The sequence below is a fragment of the Cedecea neteri genome (genome assembly GCF_000758325.1).
GTDB lineage: Bacteria > Pseudomonadota > Gammaproteobacteria > Enterobacterales > Enterobacteriaceae > Cedecea > Cedecea neteri_B.
The window spans coordinates 4,345,240-4,371,418 of sequence record NZ_CP009459.1 but is presented as its reverse complement, the minus strand read 5'-3'; the positions used below and the strand labels follow the sequence as shown (position 1 = coordinate 4,371,418).

The window sequence follows — 26,179 nt, the reverse complement described above, 5'->3', positions numbered from 1 at the left end:
CCTCTGAAAGTGCTTTCATTCACCTTTCTTTTGCTTTCCGAATTTAACAATACAATAACATTATATCTAACAAAATTGTGACAAAGCACAATATACATATAACTTAATATGTTTTATAAAATGTAGCCATTGCCTGCAACTATGCCCCCTAAAGAGAAAGACATATGGAACAGACATCTGCTACAAAAAGTACCGATTCCCAGCCGGAGAAGGGCCAGCAGTTCAACCGCTCCATCGGCCTGGTGTCCAACTTTGCGCTCGGTTTTACCTACCTCTCGCCGTTGACCGCCGTGTATTCCCTGTTTGCGCTGGCGATAACCCTGGCCGGGCCGCCAGCCATCTGGTGGATCCTGATTGCCGCCTGCGGGCAGCTGCTGGTTGCCTTAGTGTTTGGCGAGGTTGCTTCGCAATATCCCATCACCGGCGGGCTGTATCCGTGGGCCAGAAGGCTGTGGGGGAAGAAATATGCCTGGATTGCCGCGTGGATTTACCTCTGGGCGCTGGTGGTCACCATTACGTCTATCGTGGAATACACCTCCACCTTCGTCGCCTCGCTTTTCCATTATGGCGACACGCCGATTGCGATGCTGCTCACTTCCGTGGTGTTGCTCACCATCATGATGGGCGTCAACATGTCCGGGACGAAAAATCTGGCGAGAGTTGCCCGCTTCGGCTTCTGGTGCGAAATCATCAGCGTAATTGCGCTCGGCATTTACCTGCTAATTTTCCACCGCAATCAGCCTTTCTCCGTGGTGTTTGACGCCATGGGCGCGCTGGCGAAAGACGGTAGCTACGGCACGGCATTTATGTCGGCGTCGCTGATGGGGCTGTTTATGTTCTTCGGCTTCGAAGCCTGCGGCAACGTGGCGGAAGAGGTGAAAAACCCGGGTCGTAAGATCCCGGTGGCAATGATCCTCAGCATCGTTTTCGGCGCGATCTCGGCGGTGATCTCCATTCTGGGTTACCTGCTGTCATCCCCGGATCTGATGAACATCGTGAACGGCAAAATTGCCGATCCGATCCCGGCGATTCTGAATGACGCGCTGGGCGAGAAGGGCGCCACGCTGTTTATCGTGATTGCCATTGTGGCGATGCTCTCCTGCATTCTGTCGCTGCAGGCCGCTCTGAGCCGCCTGATCTTCTCGTTCTCTCGCGACAAAATGCTGCCGGGCAGCGAGTGGATGGCGAAGATTTCGAAGCACAGCGTGCCGGACAACGCGATGTTGGTCAGCTGCCTGCTGCCGATGGTGATTTGTGTCTGGGTCTACTTCCAGCCGGATAACCTGGCCCGTATCACCGCGTTTGCCGTGATAGGAATATACGTCTCCTTCCAGATGGTCATCCTGGCCGCGCTGCGTCAGCGCCTCAAGGGCTGGAAGCCTGCGGGAGAATGGACGCTGGGCTCATGGGGCATGCTGGTGAACGGGCTGGCGCTGGCCTACGGTATCGGCGGGATTTGGCTGCTGGCCCAGCCTGCGGACAGCGCAACTTTTATTGACCGCTGGACGGTGCTGATTGGCCTGGCGTTGGTCATCGGCTCGGGGCTGGTTTACATGACGATTGCCAGACCGTTCGGCCACTCTGATGCGCCTGAAAATGACGCCATTGAATATGCCAAACGGCTAAATCTTTCTCGCGAGTATTAATAAAAAAGGGCCTTATGGCCCTTTTTTCTGTATGCGGTTATCCACAACATTAAAGGGTCTTATGACCCTTTTTTAATCAGCTCATATAACGTGCAGTATTCTGTGTTATAGACTTCAACTGCCTCAGTGGTATTCAGTAATTCACCGACACGGTATTTAGGATAAGTAGAGAAAATAATCCGCTTATCTAAGTTGGTCAGCATAACTTTGTGGTTATTGAACAACGGAAGTAATTCTTCCTCGACTTCACTGACCAGCACATCAATTGCCGCCACGCCGATGAAACGCTGGTGCAAATAAACCGGCATCGCGGACGTTAAGGTATAAGACGTATTACAAACGTAATCGACATAAGGGCCGTGAATATACGCCTGGCCGTTTTCCTGAGCATCTTTAAACCACTCAAAGGTCCTGAAATCCAGCCGCTGCTGGGTGGCCTGATCCAGGTCGAGATTCACCTTTTTCACGCCGTCGGCCTTTTTGTACCACCACTCCAGCAGCCAGTATTCTTTCTCTTCCGTGCTGCCTGCAATGTGGCTTGCAAAGCCAGAGCCTGAGCAATACGGCGTTTCGTTCAGCGTCTCTTTGATGTGTTCCTGGATGGCGCGTTTTACCGCGGGATCCAGCAGCAATTTATGATCGCCGCCGTGAAACGCCGCCAGCGTGGACTCAACCTGCCCGGCAAGGGCAATGGTTGCCTGGATGGTGGTGGTGATGATGTCGTCAATCTTACGGGTAAAAGGGATGAGGCTTGCAGGTACGTTCATGGCGATGCCCGTGTTGTTGTGTCAGTTTTATTTATATTTTAATTTGCTTTCAATGAGATAGAAGGTAAAGGTGTCGATAAGTTGCGTGGCTAATCGCACCGCCTCCTGCTCGTAATGGGTTTCTAATGCGGCGATCAATTCGGTATAAACATCAATCACTTCCCGATGAATGGCTTCATCGCGGTAAAGAATGGCCACCAGTGAAGCCCATTCGGCCTGCAGCAGCAGCTCCTGGTTGGCAAGCCTTGCTGACTGAGAACTGGCGGAAAGTGCCAGCAGGCAGCGCATATCCGCCTGAGTTTTTAGCTCCGGCGTGCTGGCCGATTTCAGCGCCTCAACAAACTCCCGCAGCCGGGTGATATCGGCGCTGGTCATGCGCCTGGAGGCCAGCTTTGCGCTGTGGCTGATGATGGCGCAATGCATTTCGCCGAGGTCAGAAATATAGTCTGAGCTGATGGTCTTAAAAGGGTGCAGCGGCGTCTGAAATTCGCCGCTATTTTTGCAAACAAAGCTGCCGCCATTTCGCCCACGAACGGTGTGGATTAAATTATTCGCCCGCAGCGTATTTAAGGCTTCGCGTATTGTAATGTGGGAAACGCCCATCATTTTGGCAAGGTCGGCCTCATTAGGAAGCTGCTCATTTGCCTCGAGCAAACCAGTAATAATTGCATTTGAAAGCCGCTGCACAATTTGATCGGATCGACTTGCCTGTCCTATAGGTGCGAATATTACTGCGTGAGTAATCATAGTGCTCTCTGATTAAAATTCCCTGAATCAACGGTTATTGATAGCACAGCCCGGGCCTTTAAGAAAGGCATCGACGGGCTACCAGAAACGGCGGTTTTCACCCCTTGCCTGGTATTGCAATGTAAAAAACTTGTTAAATTGTGGGGTTGATCATGTTGCTATAAAGCGCAGATTGAAAAGTCGCTACTCAAAAGATATTACATAATATTGTTTATGTTTAATTTGAGGAGAAGGCGATGCAAACCCTGAAGCATTTTATCAACGGACACTACGTAGCGGGCCAGCCAGCTACGCTGTTTGACCTGGTCAGCCCGGTCAACGGCGAGGTTTATGCGCAGTCGCCTGACGGCGGTGCGGAAGAGGTTAATCAGGCTTACGCGGCGGCAAAAGCGGCGTTCTCGGTATGGAAGCATTCCCTGCCGTCCGAGCGACAGCGAGCCTTGCTGAAACTTGCCGACGAAATTGAACGTAACGCCGCGCGGATTGTGGAGGTGCAAAGCCAGGAAACGGGCCAGCTCAAGCACTTTATCGAACGCGATGAAATCGCGGCTTCCTGCGACGCTATCCGCTTCTTTGCCGGGGCGGCCCGTTGCCTTGAGGGCAAAGCTTCCGGGGAATATGCCGCCGGGTTTACCTCAACTATTCGCCGTGAACCGCTGGGGATTGTCGGGCAGGTAACGCCGTGGAACTATCCGTTCATGATGGCGGTGTGGAAAATCGCTCCGGCGCTTGCGGCAGGTAATACCGTGGTGCTGAAACCGAGCGATACGACGCCTATCAGCACGCTGATTCTGGCCGAAATTGCGGCACCTTTGTTCCCTCAGGGCGCATTCAACGTGGTGCTGGGCAAAGCGGGGACGGGCTCGCTGGTGGTATCCAACCCGGAAGCCTCGCTGGTGTCGATTACCGGTTCCGTTCGCGCCGGGCTGCAGGTTGCCGCCTCCGCTGCCGCCAACCTGACCAAAGCGCATCTCGAATTAGGCGGCAAAGCCCCGGTGGTGGTGTTTGCCGATGCGGACATGAACAAAGCGGTCGAGGTGATTACCGCCGCCGGTTTCTCTAATGCCGGGCAGGATTGCACCGCTGCCACGCGCATCATCGTTGAAGCCTCCGCCTACGACGCTTTCCTTGAAAAGCTGATTCAGAAAACCAAGTCAATCACCTTCGGCGAGCCGGACGACCGCGAGGCTTTGTACGGCGCACTCAACAGCCGCAACCAGCTGGAGCAGGTGACTGGCTTTATTGAACGGCTTCCGGCCCATGCAAAAATTGAAACCGGTGGCAAAAAGGGCGCGGGCCCCGGCTACTACTTTGAGCCGACGATCATTTCCGGGCTGAAGCAGCACGATGAGGCCATCCAGCATGAAGTTTTTGGCCCGGTGATGACTATCCAGTCCTTCAGCAGCGAAGAAGAGGGGCTCAGCAGAGCCAATGACGTGGAGTATGGCCTGGCGGCAAGCGTCTGGACCAGCAGCCACAGCCGGGCGCAGCGTTTTAGCACCCGTCTCGATTTCGGCACCGTGTGGATCAATAACCACATCCCGCTGTGCGCGGAAATGCCCCACGGCGGGTTTAAAAAGTCCGGCTACGGCAAAGATCTTTCGTCTTACTCCCTCGACGAATACACCCGTATCAAACACATCATGTGCGATATCACTGAATAAGGATCCCTGCGATGAAAAGAGTTAATGCTGCTGCGCTGTCGCTGTTTTTCTTTTCGGCCCTGGCGCTGGCCGAAAGCGCTCCGCTTTCCGTGGTGAAAAATTATATGGCCGCGTGGAATGCCCATAACGCCGGGCAGGCGGCCCAGTATCTTGCCAGCGACATGGTTTATTACGACGCCGCCGTCGGCACGCCGGTTGAAGGGAAAGAAAAAGCCGAGAAAGAGGTGATTGGCGCGTTTATTAAAGCGGTGCCGGACCTGCACTGGCAGATGACCAGCGAGCCGGTTTACAACCACGACACCATCGCTTTCCGCTGGACGTTCACCGGCACTAACAGCGGTGAGTGGGGCGGAAGCCCGGCAACCAACAACCCGATCAAGTTTGAAGGCGTGAGCTTTATCAAAGTCAGCCACGGCAAAATCACCTGGCAGGGCGACTACTACGACTCGAAGAAACTCGACGAAGAGCTAAAGCCGCGGCAATAGGCCACTGAACGCCGCTGACTGGTCATTACCAGCGGACGGTGCACAGACAACCCGTTACCAGAAAAGACACTAGAGTTAACAGGCTTATCGCGTAGCGAAGCGGCAGGGAGTTTGTTATCATTTGGTTAACAATATGTCTATACCCTAAATAATTCGAGTTGCAGGAAGGCACCAGGGCCGTGAATCCTCAGGAGCATAGATAACTATGTGACTGAGGTGAGCGGATGCAGGTAACGCACATGCAACTTGAAGTATGACGGGTATAACGGACTGATAAAAAAGGTTATCTATGTCTATTACCCGACGTGACTTTCTTAACGGGATGGCAATTGCAATTGTCTCTGGTTTAACGCCTCTGGAACTGGTGAGGGCAAACGGCAAAGCACCCGGCAGCGCCGTGATAAATGCAGATTACTACCCGCCGGGCCTGACTGGCCTGCGCGGCAACCACCCTGGTTCGTTCGAAATGGCGCACGCCCTTGGGCGCGAGCACGAAAAATTCGACTTCGGTAAGCTGCCAGTAGAAGAAGAGTACGACCTGGTGGTGGTCGGCGGCGGGATCAGCGGCCTGGCGGCGGCCTGCTTCTGGCGCGAAAAAATGGGGAAAGAGGCCAAAATACTGATCCTCGACAACCACGACGACTTCGGCGGCCACGCCAAGCGCAACCAGTTCAACGTCGGTGGCAAAACGCTGCTGGGCTACGGCGGCAGCGAGTCATTCCAGTCCCCGAACAGCAACTTCAGCCCGGTGGTTCACGGCCTGATGGATTCCCTGGGCGTCAGCATCACGCGAATGAAAAGCAGCTTTGACGCCACTTTCTACCCGGACCAGAACCTGAGCCGCGGCGTGTTCTTCGACAAAAAGAACTTCGGCGAAACCAAAATCGTCAGCGGTGACCCTGGCCGCGCGGTGTCGGACGACATTCCGCCGGACAGGCTGAATGGACGCAGCATCGAAGCCTTTATCAATGACTTCCCGCTGAGTGAGGCAGACCGCAAGGCGCTGCTGGATCTGCACATCAATCCTGCCGATTACCTGCCGGGCATGACGGTCGAACAGAAAAGCGAATGGCTGGATACCCACAGCTATCATGAACTCCTCGAGAAGAAAGTCGGCTTAAGCAAAATGGCGCTGATGTACTTCCAGCAGCGTACCAACGACTTTTTTGCCATCGGCATTGAAGGCGTGAGCTGCAGCGACGCGCGCGCCTGTGCGCTGCCGGGCATGGAGGCGATGGGTTTACCGCCGCTGGATGGTGAAGCGCTGGCCGACCTCGAAGAGCCGTACACTTACCACTTCCCGGACGGAAATGCCGGGCTGACGCGCCTGATGGTGCGCAAATTGATTCCTGAAGCGCTGCCGGGCAGCACGATGGAAGATTCCGTCACCGCGAGGCTACATTACGAGCTGCTGGACAGACCGGAAAACGGCACCCGCATTCGCCTCAACAGCAGCGTGATTAACGCTGCCAATGCCGACAACGGCGTGGTGGTGAGCTACATCAACAATCAGAGCGGCAAGCTGCATCGCGTGAATAGCCGCAACGCCATCATGGCGGGCTACAACATGATGATCCCGTACATCGTGCCGGAGGCGCCGGAGCAGCAGAAAGAAGATCTGCGCCTCAATGTCAAAGCCCCGCTGGTGTACACCAACGTGGTGGTCAACAACTGGCGTGCTTTCAAAAACACCGGCGTGCATGAATTCTATTCGCCTGCCGCACCTTACAGCCGCGTGAAGCTCGATTACCCGGTCAGTATGGGCGACTACCATCATTCGCAGACGCCGGATGACCCGATGTGTATTCACATGGTGTATGTGCCGACTTATCCGGGCAGCAACATGTCTCCGCGCGAGCAGTTCCGCCGGGGCCGTGCGTTCCTGCTGGGTTCTACCTTCGAAGCCCACGAGCAGATGATCCGCTCTCAGCTGCAGGAGATGCTGGGCCACACCGGCTTTGATCACGAACGCGATATTGCGGCCATCACGGTCAACCGCTGGGCGCACGGCTACGCCTACTACGCTAACGCCCTGAGCGATGACATGGAGAAAATGCCGGAAATTATCAACCGTGCCCGCCAGCCGATAGGCCGCATCACGATTGCTAACTCTGACTCAGACTGGAGCGCCTACGCCCACGCGGCTATCGACCAGGCATGGCGTGCAGTCAACGAACTTGTGGCGATGGGGTAACCAAAAAATGAAACGTATTTTAGCGGCTATCTCAATCCTCTTTTCTGCCAGCGGCTACGCTGCCGTATCGCAAGGTGAGTACGTGGCGCGCGCGTCAGACTGCGTCGCCTGCCACACCGTAGACGGCGGCCAGCCGATGGCCGGAGGCAAAAAGTTTTCCACGCCGGTGGGCGATATCTACTCCACTAACATCACGCCGGACAAAACCCACGGCATTGGCGATTACAGCTACGAAGATTTCGAGAAGGCGGTTCGCCAGGGGATAGCCAAAGATGGCCACGCCCTTTACCCGGCGATGCCTTATCCTTCCTACGCCAAAATGACCGATGAAGACGTGAGGGCGCTGTACGACTACTTTATGAAGGACGTTGCCCCGGCGGCGACCGCCAACAAAGAGAATGATATTCCGCTGTTGCTGTCGGCCCGCTGGCCGCTGCGCGTGTGGAACGGCCTGTTCGTGGATGACGTGAAATCCGGCGGCGTGGTGGTTGAAGCCCACGGGGAAAACGCGGAGAAAATCAAACGCGGGGCTTATCTGGTTCAGGGGCCGGGCCACTGTGGCGCCTGCCATACGCCGCGCGGCATGGCGATGCAGGAGAAGGGCTACGATGATGCCAGCCCTGAATTCCTGAGCGGGGCGATGATCGACGGCTGGTATGCGCCTTCCCTGCGCGGCATGAATATGTCCACCCAGGAAGTGAAAGACTTGCTGAGCAAAGGCCGCAGCCAGCATCACGCCATTGCCGGCCCGATGGGCGAAGTGGTCACCCAAAGCACCCAGTACCTGACTGATGCCGACCTGGAAGCTATCGCGCTGTATATCGCCAACTTCAAGCCGCAAAAACCAGCGATCATGCCGGTGAATGCTGCCGTGCTTTCGCAGCCGTCCGACGGTAAAACTCTCTACATGCGCTATTGCTCAACCTGCCACAGCCCGGACGGGAAGGGGACTGACTTTAACGTGCCGTCACTGGTGGGCAACTCGGCGGTGATGGCGAAAGAGCCGTCCTCGCTTATCCGCGTGATTGCCGACGGGGCGCATACGCCGCAAACCCAGGGCACCATTCCGTTCATGATGCCCGGCTACAAAGGCGTGCTGTCGGATAAAGAGATGACCGACGTGGTGAACTACGTGCGCGGCTCCTGGGGGAACGGTGCGCCTGCGGCAACGGCAGAAGAAGTGAAAAAGATTACTGGTGAAGGTAAATAGTTCAGCCAGATAAGTTTAAACAGGGGCCTTAATGGCCCCTTTTTTGGCGCGAGAAGTTGAATTCTATTTCTTTTCAGGCCGCGTCATGAGGGCGAAAGGTTGTATCGCCGCGACCGGCGAGCAGTCCTTCAACGGAGATATCTTCATTTAGAGTATCCCAATGAATGCCGCGTGCGCTTAATTCATAATTGGCACGCTGTACCTGATCGGCATGGAGCAACTTTGGAAACCATTCCAACGGTACGCCTAACGTGCGCCCATCGCTCAGTTCAACCCACATTTTTTGCTCATCAAAGCTCAGGTGTTTAGCTGAAATAGCCATACCATGCCTCTGTAAATAATTTCCGGTGATGTTTAACGTAATCTTCCAGTTCAGTAAGTTGTCTGGAACTGAAACCATCATTACGTGCAAGCGTAATAAAAGGACATAGCCAGAATTTAGCTTCGGCCTCTGAGTTTCGCACATGAATGTGTTGCGGCTCGAGAGGTGTTCCTTCATTCGAATAGAAGAAGAAACTATACCCTTTAATTCTTAGTATGACAGGCATAAGTAAGCACTCCATGCTCGGACTTCACGTTTTTCAGGATGTATGAAAATTATCCTGTCCTCATTTACATGGAGCAATAATCCGGCTGAATGGGCTGTCATAATTGAGCAATGACTCGTGAAATTCGCTATCATCCGGCTCCACTCTTCAGCCGGGCAGCCAGATGTCTACGATTATTGATACTTTTATTGCCCCGCCTTGTTTTGATGAGATAGAGATTCTTTATCAGGACGAGCATCTGGCGTTGATCAATAAACCTTCCGGCTTGCTCAGTCTGTCAGGGAAAAACCCGCAGAACCTTGATTCGGTACATCATCGGCTGGTGAAGATATTCCCCGGCTGCACGCTGGTGCATCGCCTGGATTTCGGCACGTCCGGGCTGATGGTGATTGCGCTCAATAAGGCGATCAATGCTTTGCTGTGCCAACAGTTCAGCCAGCGTTCGGTTGCCAAGGTGTATACCGCGCTGCTGTGCGGGCATCTTGAAAAAGAGGAAGGGATAATCGACTCGGCGATTGCCAAAGATCCGGCGCTGTTTCCGCTGATGTCGATTTGCGCCGTCAGCGGCAAACCTGCTCGCTCGCGCTACAAGGTTATTGAGCGGTTTTATCGGGAACCTGAAAATGGCGCCCGGCTGCCGTTAACGAGGGTGCAGCTTGCGCCGGAAACCGGACGGACCCACCAGCTGCGCATCCATGCGCAATATCTTGGGCACCCTATCCTGGGCTGCGATCTGTATGGCGGGCTGGCGTTGCCGGGCACCGAACGAGTGCTGCGGCTGATGCTGCATGCCAGCGAACTGCGTTTTGTTCACCCCGTCAGCGGCGAACCGGTGGCGGCCAGATGCGACAGTCCATTCTGACGGGGAAACGTGTTGCGGCAGAAATTACTCGTTGCCCCACTGATTCAGAAACTCAGCGATTTCGTCAATGCGCTGTTCGGCAAGGCCAGCCTCAACGGCCATCTCACCCTGCGCTTCCTCGCTGATTTCCTCGTTATTCATTAAGCGGGTAATCAGCAGCTGGAAATAGTGCGCCACGGCGTCACGTTCATCTTCGGCAACGGGCTTGGCCGCTTCCGTCGAGTACTCGTCCGCGATGTCGTAATATTTCAGGTCGATTTCGTTGTTCATGGTTATCTCTGGGTTGGTTAGCCTGGCCCGGATGATAACACTGTTCAGCGGGCAAAAGGGATCAGTGAGTTTCTTCCACTCGTAGAGCTTCCTGCACCGCTGGCCGCGCGTTTATCGCCGTCATATAACGGGCAATAGCGGGCCACTGGTTAAGGTCGATTGATAACATTTTGCCCCAGCTCAGGACGGTATAAAGATAGGCATCAGCCACGCTAAAAGCGGAGCCGGTCAGGTACACCGTCTTCGAGAGGGCATCCTGAACAAAATCGAGCCGCTTGAAGAATTTTTCACGGAAGATGGTTTTAACCTCCTCCGGGAGCGAGGCGTTGAACAGCGGGGCAGACGCAGTATGAAGCTCGCTGGTAATGAAGTTCAGCCACTCCTGCAATCTCACCCGTGCCCAGCTTCCTGCCAGAGGCGCTAGCCCTTTTTCCGGCCGGAGATCGGCCAGGTACTGTACGATAGCCGTGCCTTCCGTCAGGATCTCCCCGTTGTCCAGCTCCAGCGCGGCAACATAGCCTTTGGGCGTGACGGTGAAAAAGTCTCGCCCGTCGGCGGTGAGCTTGGTTTTGTTATCCACTTTGATGAGTTCGAATTCCAGCTCTAATTCACGGAGGACAATGTGAGGCGAGAGCGAACAAGCTTTTGGGGCGTAATACAGTTTCATAGCATCTCCAAAAATGGGGAAACAGGTGTACAGCGCGCGACCCGGCGCCTGGATGCACTATGATTTAGTCCGTTATCTCTGTAAAATTAATCATTCATTAAATAACTATTAGCTTAGCTACTGATAACGATGATGAATCTTTTGCACTGGCGACTGCTGGTCACGGTGGCCGATGCCCGGAACATTTCCCGTGCGGCGGAAGACGTGGGCATGACGCAGTCAGGTGCCAGCCAGGCCATCGCGCAGCTGGAGGCTTCCCTGGGGTTCCCCGTTTTTACCCGCGAACGCAGGAACATTGGCGTTACCGCGCTGGGGGAGCAGGTTATCGCTCATGCCAGGAGTATGCAGCTGCATCTCGAGGCGATCCGCTCGCTGACCGAAACTTGCCGGGACTTAAACGGGAGCCGTATTCGCCTCGGCAGCTTCCCGTCAGTGACGTCTACGCTGCTGCCCGGCCTGCTGCGGGACTTCAGGCGTTTGCATCCCGGCATTGAAGTCGTCGTGCTCGAAGGTATTGATGAAGAGGTCGAACAATGGATTGCCGCAGATACCGTCGAGCTGGGCGTGGTGATGAATCCCGTTCCCGGCAGGGCTGACGTTATTCTCGGGCAGGATGCCTGGGTGGCGGTGCTGCCTGCCAGCCACGCCATGGCGCGTGGGGCCAGATCCCAGGGAATAACCCTTCAGGCGCTGGCGGGGCAACCCTTCGTGCTGGCGACCGGGGGCTGTGTGGTAAACGGCGGCAGTTTAATGACAGAGGCCGGTTTGCGCTTGTCTGACGTTCGCGTCACGGTGCGGGACTGGGTCAGTGCCTGTATGCTGGTGCGCGAAGAAATGGGCGTAGCAATAGTGCCAGCGTCCACGCTGCCTGAAGATACGCGCGGCCTGTGCGTGGTGCCGTTGACGCCGGGACTTCATCGTGAGTTTGGCCTGGTCTGTTCTTCTGCGGGAAAAACGTCCCCGGCGGTTCAGGCTCTGGTAACCCGGCTGCGTAAAGCGGGATGAGCTAAACGCCGAACAGCTTTCACTGCCCGGCATTTATCTCTTTCGCCAGCGTTTGCAGCCTCTCTTTTAGCCAGTTGGTCGCGCTCCGCTTCCCGCTTCGTTTGTGTGAATAAATTTTTATTTCAAACGGACGTATTTCGAAAGGTAATGAAAAAATCTTTATATTTGCGGCCGGCATCAGCTTTTCAGCGGCAAAGCGCGGCAGCGCCATTAACAGATTGCTCTCGGCCACAATAAACGGCGCGCCAAGCATGGACGGCGTCTTGATGGCTATTTGCCGTGTGTAACCCATTTGCTCAAGCTGCCTGTCCAGCACCCCTTGCTTCTCATTCCACGGCGTGACAACGATGTGCCTTGCGGCGAGATAATCCTCAAATGTCAGCCGTGTCCGGCCTGGGTGACTGATAACCACGTACTCATCTGTAAACCAGTCGATTTCTTCCAGCTCCGGATGCCGGATATCTTCAGACGTACTGAACCCCAACGCCAAATCCACTTCGCCCGCCAGAAGCTCCGTCAGTGCCGGGGTATGAGGCAAGTAAAGTAACTCGAAGCTCAGGCCGGGCGCTTCGTGCTGCAGTTTGTGCATCAGGGCTGGGAAAATGCAAAAAGCGGTAAAATCCGTAATCGCTATCTGCAGGCGTTCAGTCGTCCGGGAAGCGTCAAATTCCGGCTGCTGAGTCAGCTCTTGATCCAGGTATTTCAACGCTGAAGCAATAGCAGGGGCGAGCTGCGTGGCATACACGCTGGGACACATCCGGTGCCCTTCGCGGTAAAACAGCGGGTCATTGAGCGAGGCTCTCAGTCTCGACAGCGCGTGGCTAAGCGCCGAGGTGCTCATCGCCAGTTCATCCGCCGCCAGCCGGACGGAACGATGGCGATAAATCGCGTCAAAAACAGGTAAAAGGTTTAAATCGAGACGCCTTAAGGTTGGATGCATAATATTCATCATCTGGTGATTTCATTGCACTTAATTCGCCTGACAATAACCTTTATGCTTGGGGCCAGCAACGTTAACGCCATCCAGAAATAACAGGAAAACCAATGAGTATGACGATTCGTCAGGCCCGACCGGAAGACGCTCAGGCTATTTACGACATGATCTATGAGCTGGCCGTGTATGAGAAAGCCCCGCAGGAAGTGGTCACTACGCCAGAAGAGATCCGGGCGACGCTGTTTGATGCAGGCAGTAAAACCGAAGCGTTGATCTGCGAGACAGAAGGCAAAATTATCGGTTACGCCGTTTTCTTCACCAGCTACTCGACCTGGCTTGGGCGGAACGGTATCTACATGGAGGATTTATACATCTCTCCTGAGTACCGCGGCAGAGGAGCGGGAAGGTCGTTACTGAAATATATCGCGCAGTGCGCCGTGCAAAGGCAGTGTGGTCGTCTGGAATGGTCTGTCCTGGACTGGAACCAGCCCGCGATTGATTTTTATCTGAGCATCGGGGCGTTACCGCAATCGGAATGGGTTCGTTACCGCCTGGATGGTGAGGCATTATTGAAATTTGCTGAATAAAAACAGCATGATATTAAAACTCCCGCTGCGGCGGGATTTACGCGGCTGGCAGCGCTAAGTTGCAAAAAAAGTGGTGAGTTATTTTTAGATTAATTTATTAATATTCAATATCTTAAACGGCAAGGTGCGGGGTTTTCCGTCGCTTAGCGTTTAGACATAAATATGCACACCTTATTTCAGTCGTGGCATCTGGTGTTCAAAATCTGCTCACGATAGAGTGATTGTCTGGTTTTTAGCGTGGGTGACAAAATGAAAGTATTAAGTATCGTCGGTGCAACGCTGTTGGCAACATCCTTCCATGCCGCAGCATTTGTTTCCAATTCTTCTGTTCACCCTGAGCAGACGGCGAGTGTGAACAATAGCGCCGCCAATGGGCATGCCATTCCTTCAGAAGCCAATTACGACATCACCAAAATCATCCCGATTGCGGGCTGCAACTGCGCATTTTGCACCGCTTTGCGTAGCGCCAATCTATAATCCGCTCTTACTGTTTCAGGCCCTGTTTCTCGTCATGATTGCGGGCCTGAACCTGCCTGTTTACTCGCGTCAAGCCGCTAGTCGTACCACGGTTGCCTATCGCTGGTGGCGATTTCCATGCTGACAATCAGCTCTTCCGGGACAATGCGCGTCAACGACAGCTCCGGCAGATCGTCAATGGCGAAGAAGCCGATATCGGTAGATTCGTGGCTGAGGGCAAGATTGCCGCCGGTTTCCTCACACAGAAAAATGAGCTTGTAGACGTGCCAGGGCAGAGGAGGATGACCGTGCAGATTACGGTCCCACACGCCCAACAGTTTGCTCACCCTCACTTCCAGCCCGGTTTCTTCCCTTACCTCCCGGCAGACGGCAGCGGACGGGGTATCGCCCACATCAGCCCAGCCGCCGGGTAAGCTCCACTTCCCATCCTCCGCTTCTTTGACCATCAGCACCTTGCCATCACGAATAATAAAAGCGCGAACGTCGGTTTTTGGCGTGGCGTACCCGGACTCAGAGACAGGATTTAAGGTTTCTGAATCAATGTTAAAACGGGAGTGGAGCAGGTCTTCGGCGATGTGACGGAGGGTTTCGTAGCGTTCCTTGTCAAACACATCTTTGGCGTAGGTCAGCCCGTTCTGGGCGATAGCATTGAGTTTCTGAGCGACGGTGTGGATATCTGTATCTTTGATAGAGTACGGCATTGTTTTCACCTGTGTTGTGCAGAAAGAAAAACTCAGTCAGTGCACAACCGTAGCAGTAGAATCAATGGATTAAAATGCGTGTGGAGCAGGAGGAACGGGACGATTTTCGGCTAACCCCTTAATTTCTTGTATTATATTGTGAGAATCTTTGCGCTATTCCAGGTCTACTTTCGGATAATAATGAATAACCTATATCAGGGGGTTTTGTGCGCACTCGACCATCTTCTCGCTTAATAATTATTTCACCGGACAATCATGTATTGCTCTTTAATTTCTGCCATACAGAGGATGCTTTGAGTGGGAAAACATACTGGGCAACGCCAGGCGGAGGGGTTGAACATGGTGAATCATACGAACAGGCCGCTTTGCGAGAGCTCTTTGAAGAGACTGGTTTAATAAGGACAACAGCAGGACAGCAGATTGCATCCAGAAACTTCAAAATGATGCTGCCCAGCGGTGAAACGGTTCTTGCGGAAGAGCATTTCTTTATCATTCATGCGGATAAATCGGATATTGACCGTGCGAGGTGGACTGACAATGAAAAGAAAGTCATTCGGGAGCACCGCTGGTGGGCAGTTGAAGAGCTCAGGCAAACCAATGAAATGATCTTCCCGCTCGATTTGCTCATCAATATTATTGAAAAAAGCTAACCAGGCGGCCCGGAAACACCAGGCCGCCTTAACTCAATGAATCGTTACCACATCAAATCATCCGGCACCACGAAGTCCGCATACGGATCGTCTTCGTCTTCGTCTTTGGCTTCTGGAGTCAGTTCGCTGCTCAGCACAATAAAGCTGGCATCGCGCTGTTTAATTTTATCGGCAACGACTGCGGGAATAATGGCATATTCACCTTCAGGATTTTTATCAGAAATCAGGCGGGCAATAGCCAGGCGGCCTTTGATCAACTGAGTCTGGGTCACCTTATCGACGTACACTTTTTTAATTAAGTTATTGTCCGTGAAGTTATAGCCGATATCACCCTTAGAAATAACAATGCGGTTCATTTCGATCAACTGCTTGATCTGCGCTTTATATTCTTTGGCTAAAGTAGCCTGCTTTTGCTGTTCGCTGAGTTCTTTATCACGCTCAACCTGAGCCTGCTTGTTGGCTTCCACGGCTTCCCGCGCTTCACGAGCCTGTACGCGTGATTTCTTCGCGGTGCGCTGCACTTTGGCCACTTTTTTGCTGCTGACCAGGCCTGCTTTGAGCATCTGCTCTTGTAACGTAAGTTTTGTCATGTTCTTTTCGACGGCTGAGGAATCATTGGTGGGATTATATCCCTAATGCTTCCGCTGATTCCATGCTGTGGATACGCAAAGCTCACTGCATTGATAGCGACAGGCATTCTGTGCCCCCTCAAATAGCTTCCAGGGGCTACCATTGCGGAGATACCTTTTGCTCCTGTCGAACCGTGGTTGATACCATGCCGCTCAAGTACCTGACTCTGTAATACCATTCGTCTGCCGTCTGGCTTTTCAGGACGATTTTTCCCGTATTTATAGCTGCTGCGATGAACCCCGAGTACATGGCAGAAAGTCACCACAGGACAACGCGTCCTGAGTTTCACGATTATCGAGAATAATTCAGGGAGTCAGACATTAATAATGTGGTGGTATTTTTTTAAATTTATTTTTATTTTCAATGTATTGCGCATTTAATAAGCTTTTGAGTTTCAATTTTTTCCGGGTTATGGGGACGTTTTTAGTGTTCTATCCTGACGCTTATTCCACCGCGGCATTACCCATCGCGTTATTGTTGCAAGGCCAACATGCATAACGCTGGCTGTATTTGCAACCATGTGGTTTTGGCCAGGAGCCAGCTGGGCGGATTCGGATTTAACGTCTGCGCTGAAATTTCATTTTTTCATTGGGCAGTTTTCATGTTCTGAGCTGAGCGTATCGCCTCTGTTCTGGTGGCTAAATTCAGTAAACCACGACACTGCTAACGTTGCTTTCAAAAACGTTATCGCTGGTGGTGTACCAGTAAAGCGAACGGGAAACACTAACAGGCAACATTGAAAAAAACATACTAAGACTCGTCACTGGCATCTACAGATGTTAGTGCTATTCAATGGTTATCATAACTTTAGTCGTATGATATTATAAATCATCATTATCTGATGGACTACACGATGTCACACCACAACAACTTGAATCTAATGAGGCTTGTCGCCGCTCTATTTGTGATTGTTACTCATTCGTATGCCCTTTCTGGAGCGCAGAGCGGCGACTTCCTTTTTAGCATTACCGGTGGTCAGCTTCTATTTTCTTCTCTCGGTGTTGACATATTCTTTGTTATCAGTGGTTTTCTGATATTCAATAGCTTTAAGCACAGCAAAAGTACTATGGATTATCTTTGGAAAAGGTGCCTTAGAATATTTCCTGGGTTATTTACAGTGTTGTCCCTGACTGTTGTTTTTGGATTTTTTTTCTCAAGTAGCAATTTATATGATTATTTCTGGCTCACCGGGAACGTAAAGACATATATACTTAATAATATGTCTCTTTTTAACCTTCAGCCAGCCATGTCAGATATATTCACCACAAATCCTCTACCAGGCACTATAAATGGTAGTTTATGGACGCTTGTATATGAGTTTACGCTTTACTTTTTAGTTATGCTTTCTGCATTTTGTAGGTTTGTCCCTAAGCGAATTGGTCAGGCAATTTCTATAATTATCGTCGCAGCATGTGCTTACGCTACAATCAAATATAAGTCATACCTGGATGTCAGAGAATTTTTTTGGGGATTGAATTTATATTATGTCCTTTACTTTTCATCATTGTTCTTTTTTGGCTCTGTTTTATCATCTTTAAAATTTAATGAGTGGAAAGGATTGAATTGGTATTGTGCTACGTCTGGATTATTGCTTGTTATCGCAATTTATTTCAATGTGTACTCTATTGCTGCGCACTTGCTATTGCCTATATTTATTATATCTGTGGGCTATGTTTATGTTCCAGAAGTTAGCAAGTTATATAATAAGTTCGGTGATTTGTCATACGGTGTTTATATTTACGGGTTTGTTATTCAGCAGACGTTAATCAATGTGTTCGCGTTTGATGTTTATGAGTTAATGATCATTTCATTAATTATATCATTGTTATGCGGACTAGCTTCGTGGAAGTTCATTGAAAGCAAAGCAATGCGTTATAAAGGCGCGTTTGCAGCATATGCGCGAGAATCTGCCTCAGTTGAACAAAAACAAACAATCTCCGCAGTTACAGCAAAGGAAATGCTTTAATATTTCTTACACCGCTGTTGTGATGCAGACTACACCAACCTATCTCTCTCTGGCCCACTAAGGTGGGCTTTTATTGTCTCATAAATAAGTATCTGTGGCATTCACGTAAAATATCACCTAAAGAAACTTCGAATTATTCCTTCTCTTTCTTCTTTGTAGCCTGCTTGTGCTCTGTTGTGCCAACACCTGTCAGCAATTTCATTTTCGCGTCAGCCTGTTTTGCTCTGGCTATGGAGAAAGGCTTCAGGATAGAGGTCAATGATCAGCGTCTGGTTGTTGCCTTCGAACCTGTAGCGCATTCGCCACACCTTTTCCCATGGAGGTGGGGCAAACAGGTAAGTCCTTCAGCATCTTCGAAGTATTATGGTTTTTCTGCAGGTTTCACTGTGTCGATTTACTTTATCGTTATCATGTGGATAGAGATCCACGGTGATTTCGCATTGTGTCAGCAATATGTCCACAAAAGGTTGATGTAGTTAATTCAAGCAGGGTAATGAGGGGTAATGTAGATTTTGCTTTGATGTATAGATATCAGTGGGCCCGGTAATGAGGGAAAACGTCAAGTAATTTGGACATGGCGTTCCCTGCAGGAATCGAACCTGCAACTAGCCCTTAGGAGGGGCTCGTTATATCCATTTAACTAAGGGAACGCGGCGGGCGTAGTATACCCGCTTTTCGAGGCAGGTTAAGAGGCTGGCGGTCCGTTTGCCTGGAAGATGAACAATTTACCCGTCACATTTTCCGCTCTTCGCTGAATTTCGGCTCTGTTCTTCATGCTTTCGCTTCGCCTCGGCCTTCTTCTTGTTACTCATATCGTTGCGAATCTGTGCGTGGCTGATCAGCGCGAAGATAAACGTTCCGCCACAAATATTCCCGGCTAAGGTGGGCAGGGCAAATGGCCAGAAGAACTCGCTCCAGTGCAGCGTGCCGTTGAAAACCAGATAGAGAATTTCGACCGAGCCGACCACGATATGGGTTAAATCACCCAGCGCGACCAGCCATGTCATCAGTACGATAACGAAGATTTTTGCCGAGCCCGCGGCAGGGAACATCCACACCATGGTGGCGATGATCCAGCCGGAGATAATGGCATTGGCGAACATCTCACCGGGTGGGTTTGCCATCACCTTCATGCCGATATCATCGAAGGCTTTGCGAGTGGCTTCGTCGAATATCGGCATAAATTCAAAAGCCAGCGCCGCCAGCGCGGTGCCGACGATATTCCCGAACAGCACAATGCCCCACAGCCGCATCAGCAGCCCGAAATTACTGGTGGTCGGGTGCTGCATCACCGGCAATACGGCGGTAACGGTATTTTCGGTGAACAGCTGCTGGCGCGCCATAATGACGATGATAAAACCAAAGGTGTAGCCAAGATTTTCCAGCAGAAAATTGCCGGGCACGCCGGCCAGGTTGACGTGAAAAATGCCTTTCGCCAGCAGCGAGGCGCCCATCGACAAACCCGCCGCCACGGCTGACCAGAACAGCGCCATGCCGTCACGCTCCAGCTCTTTTTGCCCGTCCTGGCGAATGTGCTCGTGAATCGCCATCGCGCCGGAGGGCAGGCGATCCTCATCCAGCTCGATTTTCTGGCCGCTCGACTTCTCATCGCTGTCCACTTTCAGTTCATCGTTTTGGGCTATTTTGTCGTGCTCGATCTTGTCCATTGGGGAGGTTCCTGGTCGGAAAACGTTCACTTAAGCGTAGTGGTTTTTATCCCGCGATTTTGCCGAATGAGAATAATCACCCCGGCTTTGATCTGAATAAGCCAATTAACCCTAATGGAGTAGCCGAAGGCGTCGGGGGTAACCTGAAGAAAACAGGGCGATATGATATGCTTAGCGTCACCCGAGACAAGGAGCGCCTCCTGATGCTAGAAGCCCGACAACTGACCTGCCAGCGTGACGATCGCACGCTGTTCAACGCGCTGTCGTTTAGCGTTGAGCCAGGAGAAATGGTGCAGGTGGCGGGCAAAAACGGCGCGGGGAAAACCACGCTTTTACGTATTCTGGCCGGGCTGGCGCAGGCCGATGAGGGCGAAGTCTTCTGGCAAAATCAGCTACTTCGCCGCCAGCGCGACAATTTCCACGGCGACCTGCTGTGGATTGGCCATCAGCCGGGCATCAAATCCGTTCTCACCCCTTTTGAAAATCTCAGCTTTTTTCATGCCGATGTTGCTGAAGAGCAGCTGTGGGCTGCGCTGGAGCAAACCGGGCTGCTCGGCTTCGAAGATTTACCCGTCAACCAGCTTTCCGCCGGGCAGCAGCGCCGCGCCGCGCTCGCTCGCCTGTGGCTTTCCACGGCAAAGCTTTGGCTTCTGGATGAACCGTTCACCGCGCTGGATGCCACCGGTATTGAGCGTTTGACCCTGCGTCTGCAGCAGCATGCCTGCGCAGGCGGGATAGTTATTCTCACCAGCCATCAGCCGCTAAGTTGCGCTATACGGCAGATTCATTGGCAGGAAGCTGTTTATGATTAGGCGCATTTTCTGGCGCGAACTACAGGTGGTATTTCGTCGTGGGGCTGAAATCGCCAACCCGCTGTGGTTCTTCCTGATTGTGATTACCCTGTTCCCGCTCGGCATTGGCCCTGAGCCGCAGCTGCTGGCGCGCATTGCGCCGGGAATTATCTGGGTGGCGGCTTTACTGGCCTCTTTAATGGCGATGGACAGGCTGTTCCGGGATGACTTTCAGGATGGCTCGCTGGAGCAGCTGATGCTGCTACCGGTGCCTTTGCCGCTGGTGGTACTGGCGAAAGTGACCGCTCACTGGGTGGTGACCGGGCTGCCGTTGTTACTGCTTTCGCCGCTGGCGGCTTTGTTGCTCGGGCTGGATTTTTATGGCTGGCAGGTGATGGCCGCCACTTTGCTGCTGGGAACGCCGACGCTGAGCTTTCTCGGCGCACCCGGTGTGGGGTTAACGGTTGGCCTGAAGCGGGGCGGGGTGCTACTCAGCCTGCTGGTTTTGCCGTTGACTATCCCGCTATTAATTTTTGCTACCGCCGCGATGGATGCCGCCTCGATGCATCTGCCGGTGGAGGGCTATATGGCAATTCTTGGCGCGCTTCTGGCCGGTAGCGCCACGCTAAGCCCGTTCGCTACGGCGGCGGCGCTGCGGGTAAGCGTTGCATAACTTTATTTTTTGTTTTGTGAGCAAAACCTATGTGGAAAACATTACATCAGCTGGCTAAACCCGAGCGGCTCTACCACTTTTGTGGCCGCTTGCTGCCCTGGCTGGCCATCCTCAGCGCGGTGCTGCTGGTGGTCGGCTGCGTCTGGGGCTTTGGTATTGCCCCGGCGGACTACCAGCAGGGGCAGAGCTACCGGATCATGTACCTGCACGTCCCGGCGGCCATGTGGTCGATGGGCATTTACGCCAGCATGGCGATTGCTGCCTTTATTGGCCTGGTGTGGCAGATAAAAACCGCCGATCTGGCAGTGATGGCGATGGCCCCCGTCGGCGCGGCGTTTACCTTTATCGCGCTGGTCACCGGCTCCGCCTGGGGGAAGCCAATGTGGGGTACGTGGTGGATTTGGGACGCGAGACTGACCTCTGAACTGGTGCTGCTGTTTCTCTACGTAGGCGCCATTGCGCTTTACAGCGCGTTTGACGATCGCCGTCTTGCGGGCCGGGCCGCCGGGATTCTGGTGCTGGTCGGTGTGGTAAACCTGCCGATTATTCACTTCTCGGTGGAGTGGTGGAACACGCTGCATCAGGGCTCGACCAATATGCAGCAGTCCATCGACCCTTCCATGCGCACGCCGCTGCGCTGGACCATTTTCGGCTTCCTCGCGCTCTTTATCACGCTTACCCTGATGCGTCTGCGTAACCTGTTGCTGTTGCAGGAAAGCCGCCGTCCGTGGGTGTTAGCGCTTGCTAATGGCAAAGGAGCAAAATCATGACGTGGGCGTTCACTCACTGGGGCGAGTTTTTCGCCATGGGCGGCTACGCCTTTTACGTCTGGCTGGCGGTGGCTTTTACGCTTCTGCCGCTGCTTGGGCTGATTTTTCACACACGCTACCAGCATCGCGCCATTCTGCGGGCGGTGGCTCGTCAGCAGGCCAGAGAGCAGCGTATTCGTGTCGCTCGCCAGCGCCAGGAGGAAGTTTAAGTGAATCCGCGTCGTAAAAACCGGCTTTATCTGGCCGTGGCGGTGCTGGCTGGCCTCGGGCTTACCATTACGCTCGTGCTTTATGCCCTGCGCAGCAATATCGACCTGTTTTATACCCCCGGCGAAATTATCTACGGCAAAGGTGAAAGCCATTTGATGCCGGAAACCGGGCAGCGCCTGAGAATTGGCGGCATGGTGATGCCGGGCAGCGTGAAGCGCGACAGCCAGAGCCTGAAGGTCAGCTTCAAGCTGTATGACGCTCGCGGCGTGGTGGATGTTACTTACGAGGGCATCCTGCCGGATCTGTTTCGCGAGGGGCAGGGCGTGGTGGCCCAGGGCGTAATGGAAGGTGCCACGCTTATTCATGCCAAAGAAGTGCTGGCGAAACATGATGAAAACTACACGCCACCGGAGGTGAAAGCGGCGATGGAGCAGAATCACCAGCAGGCCCCGGAAGTGTATAAGGATAACGCCTCATGATGCCGGAAATCGGTGGGTTTCTGCTAAGCCTGGCGCTCGGCTGGTCTTTGCTATTAAGCGTTTACCCACTTTGGGGCGTGGCGCGCGGTGATAAGCGGCTGATGGCCTCCGCGAGGCCGTTTAGCTGGGCGCTGTTTATCACCCTTTGCGCGTCGTTTCTGATTCTGATTAACGCCTTCGTGGTGAACGACTTCAGCGTGCTTTACGTCGCCAATAACTCCAATACCGAGCTGCCGGTCTGGTATCGCGTGGCGGCCACCTGGGGGGCGCACGAAGGGTCATTGATGCTGTGGGTGCTGATGATGAGCGGCTGGACTTTTGCCGTTGCTCTCACCGGGCGCAGCATGCCTAAAGAAGATCACGCCCGCGTGCTGGCAGTTATGGGGATGATTAACTTCGGCTTCCTGCTGTTTATTATTTTCACCTCCAATCCGTTTATCCGCACGCTGCCGGACTACCCGCTGGAAGGGCGAGATTTAAACCCGCTGCTGCAGGACATCGGCCTGATTCTGCACCCGCCGCTGCTGTATATGGGCTACGTAGGGTTCTCTGTGGCGTTTGCTTTCTCGATTGCGGCTCTGCTGGGCGGCAGGCTGGACAGCGCCTGGGCGCGCTGGACTCGACCGTGGACGCTGGCGGCCTGGGCTTTCCTGACGGTGGGGATTGTGCTGGGGTCGGCGTGGGCTTATTACGAACTGGGCTGGGGTGGCTGGTGGTTCTGGGACCCGGTAGAAAACGCCTCGTTTATGCCGTGGCTGGCGGGTACCGCGCTGATCCACTCGCTTTCCGTCACCGAAAAACGCGGCAGTTTTAAAGCCTGGACGGTGCTGCTGGCGATAAGCGCCTTTTCGCTTTGCCTGCTGGGGACGTTCCTGGTTCGCTCCGGCGTGCTGGTGTCGGTGCATTCCTTTGCGTCCGATCCGGCGCGCGGCATGTTTATTCTGGCTTTTCTGGTAGTGGTTATCGGCGGTTCGCTGCTGCTCTATGCGGTCAAAGGCAGCAAAGTGCGTTCTCGCGTGAGCAACGATCTCTGGTCACGCGAGTCTTTCCTGCTTGGCAACAACGTCCTGCTGATTGCCGCCATGCTGGTGGTTCTGCTGGGCACGCTGCTGCCGCTGGTGCATAAGCAGCTTGGCCTCGGCAGCATTTCCATCGGGGAGCCGTTCTTCAATACGATGTTTACTGCGCTGATGGCCCCGTTTGCACTGATGCTCGGCATTGGGCCGCTGGTTCGCTGGCGGCGCGACGAGCCGGGCAAGCTGCGCAAGCATCTGCTGGCGGCGGTGGTTATCACGCTGATTCTGTCGCTGCTCTTACCGTGGCTGATGCAGGATCGTGTAGAGGCTATGACGGTGGTCGGCCTACTGATGGCCGTCTGGGTCTTTGTGCTGGCGCTGATGGAGGTTTATCAGCGCGCCACGCATCGCCACGGTTTCTGGGATGGGCTACGCAAAATTCCCGCCAGCCATTGGGGAATGGTTTCCGCGCATCTGGGCCTGGCGGTGGCGGTGGTCGGCATCGCCTTTAGCCAGAGCTACAGCGTGGAGCGTGACGTGCGCATGAAGTCCGGCGACAGCATTGATATTCACCAGTACCACTTTGTGTTCCGCGAAGTGCGGGACATCACTGGCCCTAACTATCGCGGCGGCGTGGGCGTTATTGACGTCACTCGCCACGGCAAACCGGAAGCTACGCTGCATGCTGAAAAGCGTTTCTATAACAGCAACCGGGCGATGATGACCGAGGCTGCTATCGACGGTGGTTTCACCCGCGACCTCTATGCCGCGCTGGGTGAAGAGCTGGACGACGGCAGCTGGGCGGTGCGCCTGTATTACAAACCTTTCGTGCGCTGGATTTGGGCGGGTGGGCTGCTGATGGCCCTCGGTGGCCTTTGCTGCCTGTGCGACCCGCGCTACCGCAGCCGTAAAGTTAAGCCGGAGGCCGCAGCATGAAGCGCCGCTATCTGTTTATTCCGCTGGCGCTGTTTCTGCTGCTGGCCTCGCTTCTGCTCTGGCAGCTGGCGCGTAATGCCCAGGGCGAAGCGCCCACGGATCTGGAGTCGGCGCTGATTGGTAAGCCGGTGCCGGTGTTCCGCCTGGAATCCCTCGACGAGCCGGGTAAAGAGTGGGGGCGGGAAGTGCTGGCGGACGGCAAGCCTCTGCTGCTGAACGTCTGGGCGACCTGGTGCCCAACCTGCCGCGCCGAGCACAAGTTTCTTAACGGGCTGGCCGCGCAGGGCGTGCGCGTGGTGGGAATGAACTATAAAGACGATCGCCATAAAGCGATTAACTGGCTGCGCGATCTCGGCAACCCGTACATGTTAAGCCTGTTTGACGGCAACGGCATGCTGGGGCTGGATCTGGGCGTGTATGGTGCGCCGGAAACCTTCCTGATCGACGGCAAGGGGATCATCCGCTACCGCCACGCGGGCGATCTGAACGATCGCGTCTGGCAGCAGGAGCTCAAGCCGCTGTGGGAAAAATACAGCCAGGAGGCGGGCTCATGATGCGCGCAATGCTTTTAATGCTCGGGATGCTGTTTAGCATCCATGCGGCGGCGGCCATTGATACCTTCACCTTTAAGGATGAAGCGCAGGAGCAGCAGTTTCGCCAGCTAACCGAGGCGCTACGCTGCCCGAAATGCCAGAACAACAGCATTGCGGATTCCAACGCGATGATTGCCTCAGACATGAAGCTTAAAGTCTATGAGCTGATGCAGCAGGGCAAAAGCAAACAGCAGATCGTAGATTATATGGTCGAGCGCTACGGCCATTTTGTGACCTATGAGCCGCCGTTGACCCCAGCCACGGTGATCCTCTGGGTGCTGCCAGCGCTGTTTATTATTGGTGGTGCGGCGGTGATTGTGCTGCGCAGCCGCAGGCGGCAAAAAATTTCGCTCACGGAAGATAACCCGACGCTGAATGACGGGATAACCGTGGGGAAAATCTCGCTGTGGGTCTTTTTGCCTGGTGCCGTGCTGCTGGTGGCAGTCAGCGCTGGCAGTTATCTGAAAACGTCCGGGCTGGCGCAGGTGCAGGCCTGGCGGCAGGCGACAGCTGAGACGCCAGCGTTGTTAAAACGTGTTCTTGACCCGCAGGCCGCGCCGCTGACTATGGAAGAGATGGCGCGTCTTGGGTTAGGATTACGCACGCGATTGCAGCAACAGCCTGATAATCTTGAAGGCTGGATGATGCTTGGGCGCATTGGCATGGTGCTGAATAACGCCACAACGGCCACACAAGCTTTTGCTCACGCCTATAAACTTGCGCCCACAAACGGCGAAGCAAAGCTGGGCTATGCTGAAGTATTGACCCGCTCTGCCGACGCGCAGGATAACCAGCTTGGTGGGCTTCTGCTCCGCGAAATGTTAAAAGATGACCACACGAATATTCGCGTGCTCAGCCTGCTGGCGTTTAATGCTTTTGAGCGCCAGAACTACCGTGAGGCGATTGGGGCGTGGGACATGATGCTGAAAATTTTACCGGCAAACGACCAGCGCCGCGCCGTCATTGAGCGCAGCATCGATCAGGCGAGGGCCCAGCTTGAACCGGGCACCACTGAAAGCGCAGACAAACAATAA

29 protein-coding genes and 1 tRNA gene are annotated in these 26,179 nt (G+C 53.8%); 19 read left to right on the top strand and 11 right to left on the bottom strand.

Going from position 1 to position 26,179, the window contains the following annotated elements:
• The first annotated feature begins 164 nt into the window (after positions 1 to 164).
• A complete protein-coding gene (locus LH86_RS20350; protein ID WP_039305272.1) occupies positions 165 to 1,646 on the top strand; it encodes an APC family permease in 1,482 nt (493 codons plus the stop codon).
• Positions 1,647 to 1,705: 59 nt separating this feature from the next.
• On the opposite strand, the gene LH86_RS20345 is transcribed toward LH86_RS20350, so the two are convergent.
• Entirely contained in the window at positions 1,706 to 2,413 is a 708-nt protein-coding gene (locus tag LH86_RS20345) for a cache domain-containing protein (RefSeq protein ID WP_039305269.1), read from the bottom strand.
• Between the two features lie 27 nt (positions 2,414 to 2,440).
• Complete coding sequence (locus tag LH86_RS20340) at positions 2,441 to 3,160, bottom strand: FadR/GntR family transcriptional regulator (RefSeq protein WP_039305266.1); 720 nt, start codon at positions 3,158 to 3,160, stop codon at positions 2,441 to 2,443.
• 236 nt (positions 3,161 to 3,396) lie between these two features.
• Here LH86_RS20340 and LH86_RS20335 point away from each other — a divergent pair, with 236 nt between their 5' ends.
• The 4 genes from LH86_RS20335 to LH86_RS20320 all read left to right on the top strand — a co-directional run bounded on the left by LH86_RS20335 (position 3,397) and on the right by LH86_RS20320 (position 8,713).
• Positions 3,397 to 4,824 (top strand): gamma-aminobutyraldehyde dehydrogenase, encoded by a 1,428-nt coding sequence (locus LH86_RS20335; protein WP_039305263.1) that lies wholly within the window; start codon positions 3,397 to 3,399, stop codon positions 4,822 to 4,824.
• An 11-nt stretch (positions 4,825 to 4,835) separates the two neighbouring features.
• Positions 4,836 to 5,309 carry an ester cyclase gene (locus LH86_RS20330; RefSeq protein ID WP_039305260.1) on the top strand — a complete coding sequence of 158 codons (474 nt, stop codon included), beginning with the start codon at positions 4,836 to 4,838 and terminating at the stop codon, positions 5,307 to 5,309.
• Positions 5,310 to 5,598: 289 nt separating this feature from the next.
• Positions 5,599 to 7,503: an NAD(P)-binding protein gene (locus tag LH86_RS20325; RefSeq protein WP_039305256.1), complete on the top strand. Its 1,905-nt coding sequence runs from the start codon at positions 5,599 to 5,601 to the stop codon at positions 7,501 to 7,503.
• A 7-nt stretch (positions 7,504 to 7,510) separates the two neighbouring features.
• The gene (locus LH86_RS20320) at positions 7,511 to 8,713 is read left to right on the top strand and encodes a cytochrome c (RefSeq protein WP_039305253.1); all 1,203 of its coding nucleotides are present in this window, start codon (positions 7,511 to 7,513) and stop codon (positions 8,711 to 8,713) included.
• A 73-nt stretch (positions 8,714 to 8,786) separates the two neighbouring features.
• On the opposite strand, the gene LH86_RS20315 is transcribed toward LH86_RS20320, so the two are convergent.
• Together LH86_RS20315 and LH86_RS22340 are read right to left on the bottom strand one after the other, a co-directional pair.
• A complete protein-coding gene (locus tag LH86_RS20315) occupies positions 8,787 to 9,035 on the bottom strand; it encodes a DUF2442 domain-containing protein (protein ID WP_039295698.1) in 249 nt (82 codons plus the stop codon).
• The gene (locus LH86_RS22340) at positions 9,019 to 9,261 is read right to left on the bottom strand and encodes a DUF4160 domain-containing protein (RefSeq protein WP_071842850.1); all 243 of its coding nucleotides are present in this window, start codon (positions 9,259 to 9,261) and stop codon (positions 9,019 to 9,021) included. Before LH86_RS22340 ends, LH86_RS20315 begins: the two co-directional genes overlap by 17 nt.
• Before the next feature lie 163 nt (positions 9,262 to 9,424).
• Between LH86_RS22340 and LH86_RS20310 the strand changes: the two genes are divergently transcribed.
• On the top strand, positions 9,425 to 10,123 hold the full coding sequence (locus LH86_RS20310) for an RluA family pseudouridine synthase (protein WP_039305250.1): 699 nt from the start codon (positions 9,425 to 9,427) through the stop codon (positions 10,121 to 10,123).
• Between the two features lie 24 nt (positions 10,124 to 10,147).
• Here the strand turns inward: LH86_RS20310 and LH86_RS20305 are convergent, their stop codons facing one another.
• Positions 10,148 to 10,393, bottom strand: coding sequence for a DUF2543 family protein (locus tag LH86_RS20305; protein ID WP_008459646.1), 246 nt, complete (start codon positions 10,391 to 10,393; stop codon positions 10,148 to 10,150).
• A 61-nt stretch (positions 10,394 to 10,454) separates the two neighbouring features.
• A complete protein-coding gene (gene gstA, locus LH86_RS20300; RefSeq protein WP_039305247.1) occupies positions 10,455 to 11,060 on the bottom strand; it encodes a glutathione transferase GstA in 606 nt (201 codons plus the stop codon).
• Between the two features lie 129 nt (positions 11,061 to 11,189).
• On the opposite strand from gstA, the gene LH86_RS20295 reads away from it, so the two are divergent.
• A complete protein-coding gene (locus LH86_RS20295; protein WP_039305244.1) occupies positions 11,190 to 12,065 on the top strand; it encodes a LysR family transcriptional regulator in 876 nt (291 codons plus the stop codon).
• A gap of 19 nt (positions 12,066 to 12,084) precedes the next feature.
• On the opposite strand, the gene LH86_RS20290 is transcribed toward LH86_RS20295, so the two are convergent.
• A complete protein-coding gene (locus LH86_RS20290) occupies positions 12,085 to 13,017 on the bottom strand; it encodes a LysR family transcriptional regulator (RefSeq protein WP_039305241.1) in 933 nt (310 codons plus the stop codon).
• A gap of 92 nt (positions 13,018 to 13,109) precedes the next feature.
• Here LH86_RS20290 and LH86_RS20285 point away from each other — a divergent pair, with 92 nt between their 5' ends.
• Together LH86_RS20285 and LH86_RS22335 are read left to right on the top strand one after the other, a co-directional pair.
• Positions 13,110 to 13,586 (top strand): GNAT family N-acetyltransferase, encoded by a 477-nt coding sequence (locus tag LH86_RS20285; protein ID WP_039295672.1) that lies wholly within the window; start codon positions 13,110 to 13,112, stop codon positions 13,584 to 13,586.
• A gap of 249 nt (positions 13,587 to 13,835) precedes the next feature.
• Positions 13,836 to 14,063, top strand: coding sequence for a hypothetical protein (locus LH86_RS22335; protein WP_071842849.1), 228 nt, complete (start codon positions 13,836 to 13,838; stop codon positions 14,061 to 14,063).
• Between the two features lie 77 nt (positions 14,064 to 14,140).
• Here LH86_RS22335 and LH86_RS20280 read toward each other — a convergent pair whose 3' ends face one another.
• Positions 14,141 to 14,764, bottom strand: coding sequence for an NUDIX hydrolase (locus LH86_RS20280; protein ID WP_039305238.1), 624 nt, complete (start codon positions 14,762 to 14,764; stop codon positions 14,141 to 14,143).
• 206 nt (positions 14,765 to 14,970) lie between these two features.
• Between LH86_RS20280 and LH86_RS20275 the strand changes: the two genes are divergently transcribed.
• Positions 14,971 to 15,414, top strand: coding sequence for an NUDIX hydrolase (locus LH86_RS20275; protein WP_039305230.1), 444 nt, complete (start codon positions 14,971 to 14,973; stop codon positions 15,412 to 15,414).
• A gap of 44 nt (positions 15,415 to 15,458) precedes the next feature.
• Here the strand turns inward: LH86_RS20275 and LH86_RS20270 are convergent, their stop codons facing one another.
• A complete protein-coding gene (locus tag LH86_RS20270; RefSeq protein WP_039305226.1) occupies positions 15,459 to 16,004 on the bottom strand; it encodes a DUF2058 domain-containing protein in 546 nt (181 codons plus the stop codon).
• A gap of 893 nt (positions 16,005 to 16,897) precedes the next feature.
• On the opposite strand from LH86_RS20270, the gene LH86_RS20265 reads away from it, so the two are divergent.
• Positions 16,898 to 18,010 carry an acyltransferase family protein gene (locus LH86_RS20265; RefSeq protein ID WP_039305224.1) on the top strand — a complete coding sequence of 371 codons (1,113 nt, stop codon included), beginning with the start codon at positions 16,898 to 16,900 and terminating at the stop codon, positions 18,008 to 18,010.
• 575 nt (positions 18,011 to 18,585) lie between these two features.
• Here the strand turns inward: LH86_RS20265 and LH86_RS20260 are convergent.
• Together LH86_RS20260 and LH86_RS20255 are read right to left on the bottom strand one after the other, a co-directional pair.
• Positions 18,586 to 18,660: transfer RNA gene (locus tag LH86_RS20260), tRNA-Arg, on the bottom strand.
• 75 nt (positions 18,661 to 18,735) lie between these two features.
• Positions 18,736 to 19,668: a formate/nitrite transporter family protein gene (locus LH86_RS20255; RefSeq protein ID WP_156107083.1), complete on the bottom strand. Its 933-nt coding sequence runs from the start codon at positions 19,666 to 19,668 to the stop codon at positions 18,736 to 18,738.
• 212 nt (positions 19,669 to 19,880) lie between these two features.
• Here LH86_RS20255 and ccmA point away from each other — a divergent pair, with 212 nt between their 5' ends.
• From ccmA to LH86_RS20215, 8 genes are read left to right on the top strand one after another with little or no spacing between them, the layout of a single operon-like run.
• Positions 19,881 to 20,489, top strand: coding sequence for a cytochrome c biogenesis heme-transporting ATPase CcmA (gene ccmA, locus LH86_RS20250; protein ID WP_039305217.1), 609 nt, complete (start codon positions 19,881 to 19,883; stop codon positions 20,487 to 20,489).
• Positions 20,482 to 21,141: a heme exporter protein CcmB gene (ccmB, locus tag LH86_RS20245; protein ID WP_038480670.1), complete on the top strand. Its 660-nt coding sequence runs from the start codon at positions 20,482 to 20,484 to the stop codon at positions 21,139 to 21,141. The genes ccmA and ccmB overlap by 8 nt, the downstream gene beginning before the upstream one ends.
• Before the next feature lie 29 nt (positions 21,142 to 21,170).
• Positions 21,171 to 21,911 carry a heme ABC transporter permease gene (locus LH86_RS20240; RefSeq protein WP_039295647.1) on the top strand — a complete coding sequence of 247 codons (741 nt, stop codon included), beginning with the start codon at positions 21,171 to 21,173 and terminating at the stop codon, positions 21,909 to 21,911.
• Positions 21,908 to 22,120, top strand: a complete 213-nt coding sequence (gene ccmD / locus LH86_RS20235; RefSeq protein ID WP_008459664.1) for a heme exporter protein CcmD — start codon at positions 21,908 to 21,910, stop codon at positions 22,118 to 22,120. Before LH86_RS20240 ends, ccmD begins: the two co-directional genes overlap by 4 nt.
• Positions 22,121 to 22,600, top strand: coding sequence for a cytochrome c maturation protein CcmE (gene ccmE / locus LH86_RS20230; protein WP_008459665.1), 480 nt, complete (start codon positions 22,121 to 22,123; stop codon positions 22,598 to 22,600).
• Positions 22,597 to 24,552, top strand: a complete 1,956-nt coding sequence (locus LH86_RS20225) for a heme lyase CcmF/NrfE family subunit (RefSeq protein WP_039305214.1) — start codon at positions 22,597 to 22,599, stop codon at positions 24,550 to 24,552. The genes ccmE and LH86_RS20225 overlap by 4 nt, the downstream gene beginning before the upstream one ends.
• Positions 24,549 to 25,106 (top strand): DsbE family thiol:disulfide interchange protein, encoded by a 558-nt coding sequence (locus LH86_RS20220; protein WP_039305211.1) that lies wholly within the window; start codon positions 24,549 to 24,551, stop codon positions 25,104 to 25,106. The genes LH86_RS20225 and LH86_RS20220 overlap by 4 nt, the downstream gene beginning before the upstream one ends.
• Positions 25,106 to 26,179 (top strand): cytochrome c-type biogenesis protein CcmH, encoded by a 1,074-nt coding sequence (locus LH86_RS20215; RefSeq protein ID WP_039306438.1) that lies wholly within the window; start codon positions 25,106 to 25,108, stop codon positions 26,177 to 26,179. Before LH86_RS20220 ends, LH86_RS20215 begins: the two co-directional genes overlap by 1 nt.

Excerpts from the sequence above, each read along its gene's own strand:
- LH86_RS20350 (WP_039305272.1), top strand. The coding sequence starts at position 165 with ATGGAACAGACATCTGCTACAAAAAGTACCGATTCCCAGCCGGAGAAG.
- LH86_RS20345 (WP_039305269.1), bottom strand. The coding sequence starts at position 2,413 with ATGAACGTACCTGCAAGCCTCATCCCTTTTACCCGTAAGATTGACGAC.
- LH86_RS20340 (WP_039305266.1), bottom strand. The coding sequence starts at position 3,160 with ATGATTACTCACGCAGTAATATTCGCACCTATAGGACAGGCAAGTCGA.
- LH86_RS20335 (WP_039305263.1), top strand. The coding sequence starts at position 3,397 with ATGCAAACCCTGAAGCATTTTATCAACGGACACTACGTAGCGGGCCAG.
- LH86_RS20330 (WP_039305260.1), top strand. The coding sequence starts at position 4,836 with ATGAAAAGAGTTAATGCTGCTGCGCTGTCGCTGTTTTTCTTTTCGGCC.
- LH86_RS20325 (WP_039305256.1), top strand. The coding sequence starts at position 5,599 with ATGTCTATTACCCGACGTGACTTTCTTAACGGGATGGCAATTGCAATT.
- LH86_RS20320 (WP_039305253.1), top strand. The coding sequence starts at position 7,511 with ATGAAACGTATTTTAGCGGCTATCTCAATCCTCTTTTCTGCCAGCGGC.
- LH86_RS20315 (WP_039295698.1), bottom strand. The coding sequence starts at position 9,035 with ATGGCTATTTCAGCTAAACACCTGAGCTTTGATGAGCAAAAAATGTGG.
- LH86_RS22340 (WP_071842850.1), bottom strand. The coding sequence starts at position 9,261 with ATGCCTGTCATACTAAGAATTAAAGGGTATAGTTTCTTCTTCTATTCG.
- LH86_RS20310 (WP_039305250.1), top strand. The coding sequence starts at position 9,425 with ATGTCTACGATTATTGATACTTTTATTGCCCCGCCTTGTTTTGATGAG.
- LH86_RS20305 (WP_008459646.1), bottom strand. The coding sequence starts at position 10,393 with ATGAACAACGAAATCGACCTGAAATATTACGACATCGCGGACGAGTAC.
- gstA (WP_039305247.1), bottom strand. The coding sequence starts at position 11,060 with ATGAAACTGTATTACGCCCCAAAAGCTTGTTCGCTCTCGCCTCACATT.
- LH86_RS20295 (WP_039305244.1), top strand. The coding sequence starts at position 11,190 with ATGATGAATCTTTTGCACTGGCGACTGCTGGTCACGGTGGCCGATGCC.
- LH86_RS20290 (WP_039305241.1), bottom strand. The coding sequence starts at position 13,017 with ATGATGAATATTATGCATCCAACCTTAAGGCGTCTCGATTTAAACCTT.
- LH86_RS20285 (WP_039295672.1), top strand. The coding sequence starts at position 13,110 with ATGAGTATGACGATTCGTCAGGCCCGACCGGAAGACGCTCAGGCTATT.
- LH86_RS22335 (WP_071842849.1), top strand. The coding sequence starts at position 13,836 with ATGAAAGTATTAAGTATCGTCGGTGCAACGCTGTTGGCAACATCCTTC.
- LH86_RS20280 (WP_039305238.1), bottom strand. The coding sequence starts at position 14,764 with ATGCCGTACTCTATCAAAGATACAGATATCCACACCGTCGCTCAGAAA.
- LH86_RS20270 (WP_039305226.1), bottom strand. The coding sequence starts at position 16,004 with ATGACAAAACTTACGTTACAAGAGCAGATGCTCAAAGCAGGCCTGGTC.
- LH86_RS20265 (WP_039305224.1), top strand. The coding sequence starts at position 16,898 with ATGTCACACCACAACAACTTGAATCTAATGAGGCTTGTCGCCGCTCTA.
- ccmA (WP_039305217.1), top strand. The coding sequence starts at position 19,881 with ATGCTAGAAGCCCGACAACTGACCTGCCAGCGTGACGATCGCACGCTG.
- ccmB (WP_038480670.1), top strand. The coding sequence starts at position 20,482 with ATGATTAGGCGCATTTTCTGGCGCGAACTACAGGTGGTATTTCGTCGT.
- LH86_RS20240 (WP_039295647.1), top strand. The coding sequence starts at position 21,171 with ATGTGGAAAACATTACATCAGCTGGCTAAACCCGAGCGGCTCTACCAC.
- ccmD (WP_008459664.1), top strand. The coding sequence starts at position 21,908 with ATGACGTGGGCGTTCACTCACTGGGGCGAGTTTTTCGCCATGGGCGGC.
- LH86_RS20225 (WP_039305214.1), top strand. The coding sequence starts at position 22,597 with ATGATGCCGGAAATCGGTGGGTTTCTGCTAAGCCTGGCGCTCGGCTGG.
- LH86_RS20220 (WP_039305211.1), top strand. The coding sequence starts at position 24,549 with ATGAAGCGCCGCTATCTGTTTATTCCGCTGGCGCTGTTTCTGCTGCTG.
- LH86_RS20215 (WP_039306438.1), top strand. The coding sequence starts at position 25,106 with ATGCGCGCAATGCTTTTAATGCTCGGGATGCTGTTTAGCATCCATGCG.